Genomic DNA, 15,522 nt, shown 5'->3' with positions numbered 1-15,522 from the left:
TATTTACAAAATCAGGCGGTGGATTTGGGAAAACGGTATCAGTTGACTAAAGCAGCTTGGTTGTAATAATAATTACTATTTTGCGGTAAGAATCTTATGTCGTGGTAAGGGCCATAACCTCATGGGATAATTTTTTTCTGATAAAAGGAGAGTATACAAAAAGCTGTTTGACAAGTTGGAAAGATTAATAAGGATAATGAAAATTACGATGGGGTGAATTAAATGGCTGCATTATCCAGTATAGTGGACCCCGAAAACTGGACAATGTGTTAAGATAAAATATAACAGTCCAGAAAGGGGATATTTTGAAACGAAAAAACTACAGTAAAGAATTAAAAAGCAAGGTCGCATTGGCAGCCATAAAAGGAAATCAAACTGTCAATGAGATAGCCTCTGAGTTCGGCATTCATGCTAGTCTTGTAAATCGGTGGAAAAAGGAAGCCATAGAAGCCCTGCCATTGGTTTTTGGCAATAGCAAGGCAAAACAAACCAAAGAAGCCGAAATTGAGCGAGACCGTCTTTATCAAAAGGTTGGTAAACTCCAGGTTGAACTGGATTGGTTAAAAAAAAACACCGGACACCTTTAATGAGTATTGAAGAAAAAAAACAGCGAATTCAATCCAAGCACTCTAAAATCAGTATTCAAAGGCAATGTGAGTTGATAGGACTGCCTCGTTCCAGCTATTACCGTGAAAGCCGGGGGGAACAGGAAACGCCTGAAAATCTTGAGCTAATGAAACTCATTGACATTGAATATACTGATCATCCGTTCTATGGTACCCGCCAAATGCGCAATATTATGAGACGCAAAGGATATAAGATTAACCGAAAACGGGTTCAGCGATTGATGCGGAAAATGGGAATTCAATCCATTGCACCGAAGCCGAATACCAGTAAGGCTCATCCCCAAAATAAAGTGTATCCATATCTTTTGAGAACTTTTGATGTAACCAGATCAAATCAGGTGTGGTCTACGGATATAACCTATATCCCACTTTCTGGTGGTTTCGTTTATTTGACGGCGGTCATGGACTGGCATAGTCGTTATGTCCTCTCTTGGGAACTTTCTATAACCATGGACAAGGAATTTTGTATATCCTCTCTGGAAAGGGCACTGCGATGTCATGGAACCCCCTATATATTCAACACGGATCAAGGATCTCAATACACAAGTCACGAGTTTACAAAAGTATTGAAAGATAAGGACATTAAAATCAGTATGGATGGGAAAGGCCGGTGTATGGACAATATTTTCATAGAACGGCTATGGCGCAGCGTGAAATATGAAGAAATTTATGTAAACGAATTTCAATCCGTTGAGCAGCTGCGCAAGTCCTTGAAAAAATATTTCAATTTTTACAACCATGAACGACCTCACCAGAGTTTTAACGGGCAAACGCCAGCCGAAATATATTATGGTAAAAATCAGTTGAGGTTGGTGGGATGATGAAAACGATGTACCGAAAAACCCGCTCCAGCGGAAACCAACCCCTTCCGACGGGCAGATTTTGGGGTGCCCATTCTCAGGGCCTGGTTTCCACTTCCGCTAGTCGCCGAAGCAAATCTGAACGCCGAACCGTGACACAGAATTACGAACATTTTCAAAATGGAAAATGACGCTTAAATTGAATGAAAAACTGTCTTGACATTGGGGTCCACTATACAGCAATATCTCAATAATTGTGTTGAGATTAATTATTTTTCACCAAATCAGCCAGGAGGAATTTACAAAATGCTTAACTTACATCAACTAAGATGCTTTTATGAAGTTGCTAAAAATCTTAATTTTTCTCGTGCAGCAGATAATTTGTTTATAAGCCAGCCAGCTGTTTCAGCGCAAATAAAACTTTTTGAGGAATCTTTTAATCTAAAGGTTTTCAGCAGAGTCAAAGGAGAGATCCACCTTACTGAAGAGGGAGAAAAAATATTCACATATGCTTCAAGAATATTTGAACTGGAGCGACAATTAGAAAATAAAATTAACGGGATCCATAAATTTAAGAAGATTTCCCTTCGCATAGGCACTACAAAAACATATGCACGATTTCTGATGCCCATTATATTAAAACCATTTTTAGACGCCTTTCCTGAAGTAACAATAGATTTAGATGAAGGAAGTTCATTAAATATAAGCAACAGCTTGATAAATTTTAGAAATTCACTGACCATTATAAGCAAAGTTGAGGAAAATTCCGATCTGATCTTCAGACCACTTATGTTTGAAAAGGTTGTTTTAATAGCATCTCCTACCCATCCTTTATCCAAAAAAACAGGAATTCTTTTAAAAGAAATTGAAAATTGGCCAATCATAATGAAAGAATCCGGTTCGGGTACATATAAAATTGTAATGAAGAGTATTTCCAAAAATGGTTTAAACTTAAATATCTTTGCTAAAACAAGTAACATGGACTTTATAAAGGAACATGTAAAAAATGGACAAATAATCTCATTTGTTGTAAAAGCCTCAGTTAAAAAGGAAATTGACGAGGGTTCATTAATAGTTATTCCCATTAAAAATCACAAATTTTTGTTAGATATTTATATCGTTTACCTGCGAAATTACGAACTTCCACAGGCTTCAAAAATATTTTTAGAGCACATTGATGAATACATTCAGCCATGGCTTGAGGACAATAGTATAGTGGACCCCAATGTCAAGACAGTTTTTCATTCAATTTAAGCGTCATTTTCCATTTTTGGGAGTGTTCATAATTCTGTGTCATGGCTCAGCTCTCCGATTTGCTTCGGTGACTAGCGGAAGTGGAAGCCAGGCCCTGAGAATGGGCACCCCAAAATCTGCCCGTCGGAGTGTGACCGGCATGGTCATAAACTTGTTGGTGAAAGTCCAGCTACAGCCCTGAAAGGAGGGAATGTATAGACAACGGCAAGGGTGCCCGAAGAAACTTTCCGGATCTGCCCGAAGAGGGAACAACCGGTGATGGAAAGCCAATGAGGGATCTGAAGGAAGCCTGCGTCAAATTTGTCACCCAAACTTGGTGTGAACCTCCGGTAGGCCAGGCGGAATGGGCGAGATACCTCCGATTATCGAAGCCCGAAATCCTTTCCGTAATTCCGCAGGGTATGAGAGGTGGGTGGGCAATGAAAGTGTATGACCTTACCCGGTGAAGAGCCGTCTGTACCGAGCCGCTGTAACTACGACAGCCAAGCCCTAAGCGGAACAGAAATGTAGCCGTTATGGACAGAGGGTTTTCAGATGAAGCCATAGTAGGCGTAAAACCGGTAGCCGATGAAGATGCGGTGACGTATCAGAGGGTAAAACTGCTGGAAAGTGACAGAAATGTTGGAGCCGAAGGGCGGAACATGGAACTGGTATAAGGAATCTCAGAATAGCGGTTGAAGGAGTTCAGCCATAGGAGTTTCCTTTGAAGGGGAGACGTATATATCCTGTGATAACAAAGGAAACGCGGAACGATGACAAAGCAACCCACAATGAAAAGCAAAATGAGACAACTTAGCCTGTTCGCCGATGAAAGAAGTCTCTTCGAGAAATTGTGTGATCAGGGAGACCTGTTGACCGGTTTCGAGGCAGTGAAAAGGAACGGCGGGGCACCAGGTGTTGATGGTGTAACCGTTGCAGAATTTGAAAGCCGAATAGATGAAGAGCTGACCCAGCTGAGTAAGGACCTTAAAAGCTGGTGTTATAAACCAAGCCCGGTGAAACGGGTGGAAATACCAAAACCAGGTAATACCGGTGTTCGCTTGCTGGGGATTCCCTGTATTCGGGACAGGGTTGTGCATGCCACGATGAAGCACCTTCTGGAACCGATAATTGATCCCACATTTTCTGATAACAGCTATGGTTTTCGTCCCGGCTACAGTCCGCAAAAGGCGGTTGAAGCGGCACAAAAGATAGTTAAAAGTGGAAAAGAATATGTGGTGGATATTGACCTGTCTAAATTTTTTGATCGAGTTAATCATGACCGACTCATTTGTCTGCTTTCGGGCCACGTGTCAGATAAGCGCATTCTGCGCATAATCGGCATCATCTTGAGAAGCGGTGTGATGATAAATGGAACCACCAGAAAGTGGGATATAGGTTATATTCGTAGACCACACCTGATTTGATCTGGTTACATCAAAATTTCTCAAAAGATATGGATACACTTTATTTTGGGGATGAGCCTTACTGGTATTCGGCTTCGGTGCAATGGATTGAATTCCCATTTTCCGCATCAATCGCTGAACCCGTTTTCGGTTAATCTTATATCCTTTGCGTCTCAGAACATTGCGCATTTGGCGGGTACCATAGAACGGATGTTCAGTATATTCAATGTCAATGAGTTTCATTAGCTCAATATTTTCAGGCGTTTCCTGTTCCCCCAGGCTTTCACGGTAATAACTGGAACGAGGCAGTCCTATCACAACTCACATTGCCTTTGAATACTGATTTTAGAGTGCTTGGGTTGAATTCGCTGTTTTTTCTCTTCAATACTCATTAAAGGTGTCCGGTGTTTTTTTTTAACCAATCCAGTTCAACCTGGAGTTTACCAACCTTTTGATAAAGACGGTCTCGCTCAATTTCGGCTTCTTTGGTTTGTTTTGCCTTGCTATTGCCAAAAACCAATGGCAGGGCTTCTATGGCTTCCTTTTTCCACCGATTTACAAGACTGGCATGAATGCCGAACTCAGAGGCTATCTCATTGACAGTTTGATTTCCTTTTATGGCTGCCAATGCGACCTTGCTTTTTAATTCTTTACTATAGTTTTTCCGTTTCAAAATATCCCCTTTCTGGACTGTTATATTTTATCTTAACACATTGTCCAGTTTTCGGGGTCCATATATGGATTCCAGGGTCTTATTCAATGAGCAGTTCAATCAGAGAGTGAAGCAAGGCTTTGCCGCGCTTCCTGGCATTATGAATAAATTCAAAAAAACCAAGATAATATAAAGGGAGTTTTTCCTGTGAGATACCCCGATGCGGTCGAAGCCAGCTTCGCAAAAGAGACCAGAAGCCTTCCATCGTGTTGACATGGACTTCATGGAATCCATCCCCATCGTCATCCCTTGCATACTCCCCTTTCCCATGGTTCACACTCTCGTGCTCGTATCCCCAATCATTCAGCCGATTATAGATTGCATATTCATCGGTATAAACTAAAGTCCCCGACAATACAGTAGCTTTTATCAGAGGCTCAATGGTTTTCTGACGGACATCGGCAAGCATTTGGATTACCACATCTCTACATCGTTGAATCATCCCGAAAACCGGTGGCTTCTCTTTTTCCTGTGTGCCCCGGCCAGGTGCTCCCTTCAACCTGTTTCTTCGGCCCTTTCTACCTTTCCGGGCTACGGCTTCAGGATTGCCTTTATGTCCTGCCACAATATAGACTTCATCAAACTCAACCTCATCATAGAGGATTATTTTTGGTTTTTTTTGACAACCCCGTCACGAAGCTGGCTGGTCATTTGATGGGCGTCGCTGCGGTTAAGCCCCAATTCTTTTGCAATTTGGTCATTGGACAGGTTCAATCCCATGAAGTAGAGGCACAAAATCCAGACTTTAAGGGGTTGATGATGCCCGGAAAAGATCGTGCCGGTAAGGTCGTCAAAGCGTTTTCCGCATTTTTTACACTCATAGCGCTGCCTGGCAGACTCTTTTTCATCGAAACCTCTTCTGATAACTCGCCGGGATTCACAAAACGGACACGCTCTTCCTTCTGGCCAGCGCAACTCTCTTACAGTGTCATAACATTGTGTGTCATCAATCAAATTCTTTATGTTTACCTGCATTTGGTGGGCTCCTTTCATGGATTGGAAAATGTAAAATCTTCCTTCACCACATCAAGACCCCGGAATCCAACATGAGCCTTTTTTTAAATCAACATAATATACTCAATTCCAATAATAATCTCGTGAGCCACAATTTCTTTGATTAAATCCTGCCTTCCCGGATTATTGTAACGATGAAAAGGTATAGCAGCTTGAAAATTAATCCAAATTTCCCTATCATTTTACTCATTATGTTAAGCACAATCATAATGAGTAATTATACGGTCTCTCATTAATAACAATTGTGGCAATTTACAAAAAACTTTATTATATCATAGATATACAAAAGCTTTTCGGCCGCCTCATTCCTCAAGGATTCAAAATAGTCTGGTGTATTTACCAGACTCTGATGTTTTTCCGCAAGGCTTTTTCAAGACGTTCAACTATGATGAGTGGTGTTACTTCTTTTTGCCGATTTTGGTGTCTTGATACAGCCGGTTACAACGCGTTTCTTCATTTTTTCCGGGCATCTGTATGGTCACTGGCTGGACAGGATTGTAGAAATTTGGACTACATTTGTTCTTTTCCAGAATGAAACTGTGATGCTTTATGGACGCGCAGTTGTATTCCCAAGGATGGGCACCAAATGCTTTGTGTGAGCACTTTACGTCAGCATTTTGAAACATAAAGCAAGCCTTCGTATTTCTGCGGTCATTTCAGGGGTGCCATCGGAATAGGGAAGTACGCAGATCTTTTTTAAAATCTTTAGCGTGCATTTCCGTACGAATCTGGGCAAGTACCCTTTCTTTCATAGTTCCTTTTGCAGATGAGGACATGGTCGTGGAAAACTTTTGAAAAAAATGGTTCCTGGCATCTGCTGTTTTGATATGGAGTCTGGTAATGACCTGTTTCTGTTTTTTCCAGAGGCCTTGGGTCTCCTTAGAAATCGGATTCGTCTCGGAACTATATATTTACATGAAAGAAGCGAACAACACGATCATAAAATTATTTATATCCCTATAAATTTAGATGCTTTGACCTTTATCCACATAAAAGATTATGAATAACATTAATAAAAACCATATATCAGAAAGGATGAGTCATGCTAAAAACAAACAATAATCAAAGTAAAGATCTGCGTGGAGCACTTGAATGGTTGAAATCCGAAGGGCTTTTGTTGGAAACTGATGTAGAAGTGAACCCGGATTTAGAAATTACCGCTCTGGAAAAGCATCTCGACGGAAGTCTGCCAATGCTTTTCAATAATGTTAAGAATTATCCCCATCTTAGAGCGGTTACAAATCTTTTCGGAAATACATCCGTTATGAATAAAATGTTTGGGTGGGAGAACGATACTGAGAGGACAAAAGATATTTCATATGCTCTTACCCATCCATTGCCTCCAATCGAAATCGATCAGGATGAGGCACCGGTACAAGAATTCGTCATAACAGATGATTTGGATGTTAACAAATGGTTGTTAGCGATAAAGCATACCCCTTTGGAAGATGAGTTTACTATTGGCAGCGGACAAAGCGTGGTCGTTGGGAAATATTTTAAGGAAGGATCCCATGTGGGGTATAATCGAATGAGTTTTCGATGGGGAAATGTGGGGACTTTTCAGGCAGCTCCAGGCTCTCATATGTGGCAATTGCAGGTTGAACACTATAATAAACCGGAAGGGATACCTATTACCATGTGCTTTGGAATCCCACCGGCAGCCAATTTAATGGCAGGCTCAGGGTTTGATTATGTCATTCTCCCAAAAGGATGTGACGAATTGGGGATTGCAGGTGCACTTCAAGGAGAACCACTTAGAATCGTCAAATGTCGTACTGTTGATGCCTATGCGCTTGCAGATGCCGAAGTGGTCCTTGAAGGTTATTTAAAACCAAAAGACCGGCGTTGGGAAACAACCGAGGCAGAGAAACAGGGCCTTCAAGGAAAGGCATGGTTTCACCCAGAGTGGGCAGGATACCAAGGGAAGGCTTACAAAACATCAACGTTTCATGTCACGGCAATAACTATGCGAAAACCAGAATCGAAACCAATCATATTCCCCCTTGGTGTTCATACTATGGATGACAGCAATATTGATACGACGGTCAGAGAGGCTGCAATCTATGAACTTTGTGAACGGCTTCAACCTGGTATAGTTCAGGATGTTAGCATACCTTATTGTTTTACCGACTGGGGAGGATGCGTCATTCAAGTTAAGAAACGAAGTATTATAGAAGAAGGCTGGCAGAGAAATTTTCTTACTGCCATTATGAGTTGCAATCAAGGAATGCGAATAGCCATTGCCATTGATACGGACGTGGATATTAATAGCATGGAGGATATTATGTGGGCAGTCACAACTAGAGTAAATCCGAAGACTGATATTATTAGTCCTGTACCCGGTGGTATTGGCCAAACCTTTATGCCTGCTGAACGAATGACTGCCGGGGAAAAAGACTGGACAGCATCCAACACTCGTTTTGAGGGTGGAATGGCTATTGATGCGACGATTCCATTCGGATATGAAGAGGATTTCCATCGTCCGACTTATGCAGTAGATAAAGTTTTAATAAAAAATTTCTTTAGTGATGAACAAATCAAAAAAGGTGAATCCTTTATGAGCGGATGGGTAAAAATTCTTTCTAAAACAGGACAATAGGGACAATATCGCTATCCGGTTCAGCAGGAGTCTTTCTGCTGCCGGGTAGCCTTTACCAGCAGATTGTGTATTCTTATGAGTGAGGAGATTCCTAAAAAAATGAAATTAAACGAGCCTGAGCCTAAATATGAAAGCTGGCACAGTATAATTGAAAATAACGCCAAGAATTTAGGTCACAAAATTTTTATCGAAAGTTTAGATCAAAATAAGAAAATAAGCTTTCATAAAATGAATGAATATTGCAACAAAGTAGCCAATTTTTTAAAAAGCCAAAAATTGTTGAAAAGCGATAAAGTCGCGTTGATCGGTAAAAACTCGATAGAAAATATGATTATCTATTTTGGCGTATTAAAATATGGAGCTATCCTCCTTCCCATTTTTTCAGAAGAGAGCCAAGATAATCTCCACCGAATTTTACGCCTCGCACAGATAAAGCTCGTTCTTTACGATAGTGACTTGAATCTTGATAAGAAAAACGGCCCCCCCGTACAATGGATTTCTTTTTCTGAATTTTTCGAAAATGATTCTGCAGAATGCGAGTTTTCTGAGCATTTAAAAGACCAATCCGTTACATTTAACGATCATCTCGGAGATAGAAATGATATTGCTGAGATTGTATACACTTCAGGCACCACAGAACTGCCTAAAGGCATTTTTATTTCTCGGGATGTATTGTTTTACATGGTGGAAGAAATATCGAAAAGAACAGGAATTACTGAAAAAGATTGTGTTTTAGAATACAGGGCATACAATTGGCTTTCTTCACAGCTCCTGACCATTCTTACAAGTATGATGAAGGGCAATTCCCTATTTTTCGGGAAGAAATTCTCACTGAGCAATTTTCCGAATTGGCTGAAAGAAAACAACATCACCGTTTCATCGGGCGTGCCAGCAGTTTTGAGTATGATGGTAAACAAGCCAGTGTCTTTGTGCAAGGAGGATGTGCCTAATTTGCGATTCATCACATCCAGTTCTGCCCCGCTGCCTATGGAAACGCAGCTCAAGTTTGAAGAAATGTACGGGATCCCCATAGTGCAGGGAATGGGCATGAGTGAAGCAGGATGGATGCTTTTTAATCCTCCAGAGAGAAAGAAAAGAGGCTCCGTCGGTTTGCCTCTCAAATACAAAGAAGTCTTCTTTGTAAAGAACAATGGCCTCAGGTGCGAACCAGGTGAAATTGGTGAAATGAGGATAAAAGGAAAGACGATGGGCTTAAGCTATCTTAATGGAGATGGCAGCATTGAAGAATTTTCTAAAGAAGGTTTTGCTACTGGAGATCTTGGTTTCATGGATGAGGAAGGTTATATTTATATCAAGGGACGAAAAAAAGAACTGATTATACGAGGTGGTATAAATATATCTCCTTTGGAAATCACTGCCTGCCTACTGACTCATCCGGAAATAAGTGAAGCAGCAACCATCGGAATCCCGGATAAAATCTATGGTGAAGAGGTTTTTTCCTTTGTGGTTCTCAAAAACGGTTCAAAGGCAGACGAAGCTGATATTATCGCTTACTGTAAAACAACATTACCCGACTTTAAAATTCCGAAAAACATACTATTTATCCCTGAAATTCCAAAAACGCAAAGAGGAAAAATAGCAAAAAAGGATCTTCTGAAATTATTTGAGGAATATATGAATTGAATTGAATTCAATGATATATTTGAAAGTTCTGTAACATAAATTTATTCAATAAAAAGGAGAAAAATATGAAAGTCAATCTTTTGAAACATTTTTTTAAATCATCGAGTTTCCTTTTATTTATGTTTTTCATGACATGTTGTGTTACAATTCAATCTACTTATGTTTTCGCAAATGAAAATCCAATAAAATTATCCATCAGTGGGGGAACTGCTGGAGGAGCATGGTCAGCTGTAACAGAAGGTATTGCGGAAGTTCTAAGAAAAAAATTGCCGGCGGGCTCTACAGTTTCTACAACGACCGGTACGGATGCAACAAATCCCTTACGAATAAATAAAGGGGTTTCTGATTTTGCCATCGGAGTATCATCCACTGTCCTGAGTGCTTCTAAAGGTGAAAAGCCTTTTAAAAAAATATGCCCCAACATTAGAGCAATCACCAGCCTCTTCGATGAGCCCTTTCAATTTGTTATTCTTAAAAAAACAGGGATAACAAGCTTTGAAGATATCAAGGTAAAACATTTTCCTCTTAAACATTCTCCAAATAAAAATGGGTCGTTTATGGAAATTTTATGCGAGGCTATGTTCAAACTTTACGGTTATGATTATCAAGAAATCAGGAAGTGGAAAGGCAATATTTATTATAACAGCTACAGTCAATCAATAAATTTGTTAAGAGGAGGCACACTATACTCTTTAAGTGGTTGCAGTCCTGTTCCTACCACAAAATTTATGGAACTATCTAGTACTCATGACATAACCATACTTCCTCTGAGTGACGAGATAATTAATTCATTAAACAACAAATATCGCACTACAAAAACAATTATTCCATCGAGCGCCTATAAATTTCTTGATACGGATATAAAGACGGTTGCTTCAAGAAATATTTTCATGTGCAGAGCCGATCTCGATGAATCAGTTGTCTACAATATTGTTAAGGCGATCCATGAAAATATTAATTATTTGGAAACTGTTCATATCGCAATGAAGGATTTAAATCCGAAATTTATGTCAGATACAGGAGGCGTTCAACTACACCCTGGTGCAAAAAAATATTACAGGGAAATAGGAGCGATAGATTAATGCCGTCCAATGAGAGGGGTGTCCCCATTTGGTTTAATTTATTTTGTTTTGGTTTATTGGGTAGTGGGCTCACACTATTCCGACATACGACATGTTGTGTTTTTGCTGTCTAAAAACACACAATACCTTGTTGTTTTTGTGCGGTTAAGAATGATATGAGCCCAGTGCCGTTTATTGCAGTTTAATGTTGAGATCTTTAACTGTGATAGACTTAATGAAACGGTGTAAACTTTTTTAAAATCTGGAGATAATCATGAACAATGGAATAAAGAAATTTGCAAATATTATCGCAATATTCACCGCAATATATCACATATATATTGGATTTTTCGGGATAGAAAAGCCTTTGGCTTATTATTCAGTAACAGTTTCTTTATTCCTCTGCCTCACGTTTTTGTATTTTCCATTAAATAGCAAGGAAAAATATATTGGAATCTTCGATATAATTCCATCGGTTCTATCCTTATTGATTGGAGTTTATCTTTGCATTAACTATGATGAAATATCGATTCGTCCTACAATGATAGGAGAAGTTTCAACGATTGAATTTATTCTAGGAATTTTTGCAATTCTACTGGTGCTTGAAGCAACAAGAAGAACCATAGGAATGTCACTCGTATGGATTGCAGTAATTTCTCTTATCTACTGTTATGTAGGGAAATATATCCCGGGCATGTTCGGCCATAGCGGATTCACGATCAAAGATATTGTTGAATCAATGTATCTCACCCTTGATGGAATTTATGGTAAGCCAATAGCCGTAGTGGCAACCCTAGTGATTCAATTTATACTTTTTGGAGCCTTTCTTGAGAGTTCGGGAGCAGCAACTTTTTTCGTAGACATTTCAATGTCTTTAGTTGGACGAATGAAAGGAGCCGCAGGCCATATAGGTACCGTTGCTGCGGCGTTGTTTGGAATGATGATTGGCAGCCCCACAGCAACTACGGTTGCTGTGGGTTCCTTTAGTATTCCCATGATGAAAAAGACAGGTTTCAGTTCAACTTTTTCAGGAGCGATTACTGCCGTTTCCAGTACAGGATCTGCGCTAGTGCCACCTGTTATGGGTACAGCCGTGTTTCTTATGGCAGAAATAACAGGGATTCCATATGCAGATATTTGTGTCGCGGCCATTTTCCCAGCAGTCCTATACTTCTTGTCCTGTACTTTGATGATTTATTTTGAAGCAAGCAAAAAAGGCATTGAAGGGTATAAAAAGGAAAATCTGCCAAGCTTCTTTAAAACGCTTCCTATCAGTACACAATATATAATACCCATTGCTTTGTTGATCATTTTATTAATGCGAGGCTTTCCACCTGCATATGCGGCAATCGTGGCATCTTTTTTTATATATCTGGCAAGTTTCTTACGAAAGAAAACACGAATAACTTTTTCCAAACTTTGTGACACAATGGTCGCAACTTCAAAAACTTCGATTGCTGTTATGACATCTTGTGCATCTGCTGGCATCGTCGTCGGCGCAATAATGTTAACAGGGTTGGGTGGCAAATTTGCCAGTATCGTTATTGCATTATCTCAGCAGAATTTAATATTAGCTCTCATTTTGACAATGACGGCCGCTCTAATTCTTGGTATGGGTATGCCCTTGCCAGTGGTTTATATTCTAGTTGCTGTTTTGTGCGGTCCAGCAATAGTCTCTCTTGGTATTCCTATTATTGCAGCACATCTGTTTCTCGTGTATTTCGCATGCATCTCTGCACTCACACCACCAGTAGCTGTCGCGTCCTATGCAGCATCTGCAATATCAGGAGGCAATCCTCTGAAAACTGGATTTGCGGGATTTAAATATGCTATCGCAGGATTTATCATACCGTATGTAATGGTTTATAATCAGTCCATACTTTTGATAGGGAGTTTTAAAGCCGTATTATTTGCAGTAATTTCTGCTACCATAGGTATTTTTGCGCTTTCTGCAGCAATATCAAAGTGGGTATTTACAAGATTGACGCTCGTAGAGCAGCTATTTCTTTTTTTAACTGGGATTTTGCTTATTTTTCCGGGTTGGTTAACGGATACTATAGGAATTGGCATATTGATTCCGATATTATTTATTAATTATTATAAAAATAAAACAAAATCTATATCCAAACATATTCCTGAAAATGTCTAATGAAAAGGAGATAAAACTATGTTTACATTAAAATCTAAAGTATTTAGGGACAGTGGTAAAATTCCAGAAAAATATGCTGAAAAGAACAGTATTTCCCCGCCAGTATATTGGGAAAACATCCCACAGGGAACTAAAAGTTTTGCTTTGGCGGTCACTGATCCTGATCTACCACAAGAGATTGGATTTCCAAGAGTTTTTGCCCATTGGCTTATTTATAATATTCCTTCTTCCATTAGCGGATTGCTTGAAGGTACTAGTCCAGATGGAGAATTGCCTGACGGGTCAAAAGAATTGAATAGCGATTTTTTTACCTTTAATATACCAGGATATAATAAGGGATACGGCGGGCCATGGCCACCGGATTCCGCTCATAGATATGTGTTTACGCTTTATGCGCTAAAAGAGGAAAAGATCGATATACCAGAATCGGGAGATTATTTTGATTTTGTAAATGCTGTCCTGCCAAATACAATAACAACTGCCGTTTTGATAGGATACTATGGACCTGCAGTGAATCCGCTGCCAAAAGAATAATAGCTGAAACCAAACATTTTGTTTATCAAATTATTTAAGCTGAGGATATGACTATGGCTTCAAAAGTTAAAAAAATGATTTTTGCAACGGATCTATCGATGGGAGCACGTTACGCTTTCAAACATGCAGTGGACATTGCCGTTCATCTGAATGCCGTAATCACCGTTCTGCATGTTATTGAGAATATTCCGAACGAATTAGAATTTGTAGATCTTATTGGTGAAAAAAAATGGAAAGAATTAAGGAAAAAGCGCTACCAGGATGCTAGAGATGTTTTAATTGACAAAAAAACAGAAAGAAGATTAATTGAAAAAACCTTAAAACAATTGTGTACCAACATGCAGAACGAATCCGCTATGCCCTCGGAACTAGTTGAAATTGAAGTGAAGTATGGCGATACAGCGAAGCTAATTATCGATCAAGTGGAAAATGGTAATTGTGATATGATAGTTCTGGCTTATCATTATCGAAATTTAATCAAAGAAGTTTTACCTGGTCAAGTTACAAGGAAAGTGTTGAAACATGCTAAAATACCAATTTTACTAATACCTATTTCTCATGCTGGATAAATTTGGGAAAGCTTTTGAAAAAATTTAGATTTACACCTCAGAAACTGCTTTATAAGGAAAACGTATTCAGGCTATGCACTATCATATTACCCGAAATGCCTAACAGGCAGTACCAATATTTTTAACATATTAATTTTATAATAAAATGGAGATAACACTATGAAAAAAAGAATTGTTATAGGTCTTGCAGGGGCAAGTGGTATTATTTATGGTGTAAAAATGCTTGAATATCTGAGAGAAATGGATTACGAAACTCATCTGATCATTTCTGAAGCTGGAAAACTCAATATCCGGATTGAAACAGATTACAAACCCGAAGATGTAGCAGCCATGGCAGATTTTACATATGACCACAAGAATGTAGCTGCTGCACCAGCGAGCGGTTCTTTTTTGACCGAAGGCATGGTGGTGGTGCCTTGCACGGTAAAAACGCTCTCCGGAATTGCCAATTCCTATACTGAAAATCTTCTGGTTAGAGCAGCGGATGTTTCTCTTAAAGAAAAGCGGAAACTTGTTTTGGTGGTTCGAGAAACTCCACTACATAAGGGGCATTTGAGATTGATGAGCCAAGCGGCTGATGTAGGTGCCCACATTCTTCCCCCTGTCCCATCATTTTATCACATGCCCAAAACTATTGATGATATCATTGATCAAACCATTGGAAAGGTTTTTGATTACATGGGCATCCAACATAATCTTTTCAAACGCTGGGGAGAAAACAGCAGCCGGGGTAAAATTCCCAGTCGCCATCCTCAAAAACCGGTTGTTATAGGAGTCTGAAAGGGTGTTTATGAAGAATATGTTATACTTGTGGATGAAGGAAATCTTATATGGCCCAACTCCTGCTGCGAACATACCGAACCGGGAGAGTCTTATGAGCATGCAGTAATCAGAAGGGATAATGAAATTTGTCGTATTTTTTTCAGGCGATGTCATACCGAATCGGCAAGAGGTTAAGAATATAAGATGGATACAATGGAAAGATTGGTTGAAGGAAACAAGTAACTATCCTTTTAAATACATTCCTTTTTAATTATACTTTTTTTTGTAAGCTTGGGGGGAACCTGTTTACGGCTTAAACTGCAACCCAGAGTTGAAGGGATGGTGGAACGACTATGGTATGGTTGTTGGGGTGATAAAACATATTCATCACCCCAGCACTTTGCCTCTTGTGT

Annotated in this window: 14 protein-coding genes and 1 pseudogene; 11 read left to right on the top strand and 4 right to left on the bottom strand. The window is 39.6% G+C overall.

Annotation, left to right across the window (positions count from 1 at the left end; all coding sequences use genetic code 11):
• Positions 1–281 precede the first annotated feature (281 nt).
• From TOL2_RS14865 to TOL2_RS14855, 4 genes and pseudogenes are all read left to right on the top strand, one after another.
• Positions 282–1,447 (top strand): annotated as a pseudogene (locus TOL2_RS14865) (IS3 family transposase).
• Positions 1,448–1,732: 285 nt separating this feature from the next.
• Positions 1,733–2,680 (top strand): LysR family transcriptional regulator, encoded by a 948-nt coding sequence (locus TOL2_RS14860; protein ID WP_014958146.1) that lies wholly within the window; start codon positions 1,733–1,735, stop codon positions 2,678–2,680.
• A 515-nt stretch (positions 2,681–3,195) separates the two neighbouring features.
• Entirely contained in the window at positions 3,196–3,336 is a 141-nt protein-coding gene (locus TOL2_RS24960; RefSeq protein WP_158406123.1) for a hypothetical protein, read from the top strand.
• A 126-nt stretch (positions 3,337–3,462) separates the two neighbouring features.
• The gene (locus TOL2_RS14855; protein ID WP_083863918.1) at positions 3,463–4,086 is read left to right on the top strand and encodes a reverse transcriptase domain-containing protein; all 624 of its coding nucleotides are present in this window, start codon (positions 3,463–3,465) and stop codon (positions 4,084–4,086) included.
• Here the strand turns inward: TOL2_RS14855 and TOL2_RS26080 are convergent.
• The 4 genes from TOL2_RS26080 to TOL2_RS25295 form a co-directional block, all read right to left on the bottom strand.
• Positions 3,973–4,308, bottom strand: coding sequence for an IS3 family transposase (locus TOL2_RS26080; RefSeq protein WP_408605421.1), 336 nt, complete (start codon positions 4,306–4,308; stop codon positions 3,973–3,975). The two genes, TOL2_RS14855 and TOL2_RS26080, sit on opposite strands and share 114 nt — an antisense overlap.
• 148 nt (positions 4,309–4,456) lie before the next feature.
• Positions 4,457–4,738 (bottom strand): IS3 family transposase, encoded by a 282-nt coding sequence (locus TOL2_RS14850; RefSeq protein WP_014958143.1) that lies wholly within the window; start codon positions 4,736–4,738, stop codon positions 4,457–4,459.
• Positions 4,739–4,817: 79 nt separating this feature from the next.
• Entirely contained in the window at positions 4,818–5,342 is a 525-nt protein-coding gene (locus TOL2_RS25300) for an IS1595 family transposase (RefSeq protein ID WP_014958142.1), read from the bottom strand.
• A gap of 38 nt (positions 5,343–5,380) precedes the next feature.
• Positions 5,381–5,752 carry a transposase gene (locus TOL2_RS25295; RefSeq protein WP_041280036.1) on the bottom strand — a complete coding sequence of 124 codons (372 nt, stop codon included), beginning with the start codon at positions 5,750–5,752 and terminating at the stop codon, positions 5,381–5,383.
• A gap of 1,081 nt (positions 5,753–6,833) precedes the next feature.
• Between TOL2_RS25295 and TOL2_RS14825 the strand changes: the two genes are divergently transcribed.
• The 7 genes from TOL2_RS14825 (at position 6,834) to TOL2_RS14795 (ending at position 15,127) form a co-directional block, all read left to right on the top strand.
• Entirely contained in the window at positions 6,834–8,390 is a 1,557-nt protein-coding gene (locus TOL2_RS14825) for a UbiD family decarboxylase (protein WP_014958140.1), read from the top strand.
• A 75-nt stretch (positions 8,391–8,465) separates the two neighbouring features.
• Positions 8,466–10,034 (top strand): class I adenylate-forming enzyme family protein, encoded by a 1,569-nt coding sequence (locus tag TOL2_RS14820; RefSeq protein WP_014958139.1) that lies wholly within the window; start codon positions 8,466–8,468, stop codon positions 10,032–10,034.
• 65 nt (positions 10,035–10,099) lie between these two features.
• Complete coding sequence (locus tag TOL2_RS14815; protein ID WP_014958138.1) at positions 10,100–11,116, top strand: TAXI family TRAP transporter solute-binding subunit; 1,017 nt, start codon at positions 10,100–10,102, stop codon at positions 11,114–11,116.
• 253 nt (positions 11,117–11,369) lie between these two features.
• Positions 11,370–13,244, top strand: coding sequence for a TRAP transporter permease (locus TOL2_RS14810; RefSeq protein WP_014958137.1), 1,875 nt, complete (start codon positions 11,370–11,372; stop codon positions 13,242–13,244).
• A gap of 18 nt (positions 13,245–13,262) precedes the next feature.
• Complete coding sequence (locus tag TOL2_RS14805) at positions 13,263–13,778, top strand: YbhB/YbcL family Raf kinase inhibitor-like protein (protein WP_014958136.1); 516 nt, start codon at positions 13,263–13,265, stop codon at positions 13,776–13,778.
• A gap of 53 nt (positions 13,779–13,831) precedes the next feature.
• The gene (locus tag TOL2_RS14800) at positions 13,832–14,347 is read left to right on the top strand and encodes a universal stress protein (protein WP_014958135.1); all 516 of its coding nucleotides are present in this window, start codon (positions 13,832–13,834) and stop codon (positions 14,345–14,347) included.
• A 159-nt stretch (positions 14,348–14,506) separates the two neighbouring features.
• Positions 14,507–15,127 carry a UbiX family flavin prenyltransferase gene (locus TOL2_RS14795; protein WP_014958134.1) on the top strand — a complete coding sequence of 207 codons (621 nt, stop codon included), beginning with the start codon at positions 14,507–14,509 and terminating at the stop codon, positions 15,125–15,127.
• Positions 15,128–15,522 lie beyond the last annotated feature (395 nt).

It is taken from the genome of Desulfobacula toluolica Tol2, from assembly GCF_000307105.1.
Taxonomy (GTDB): domain Bacteria; phylum Desulfobacterota; class Desulfobacteria; order Desulfobacterales; family Desulfobacteraceae; genus Desulfobacula; species Desulfobacula toluolica.
Note: the sequence above shows the minus strand (reverse complement) of the source record. Positions and strands in the feature narration are given on the sequence as shown.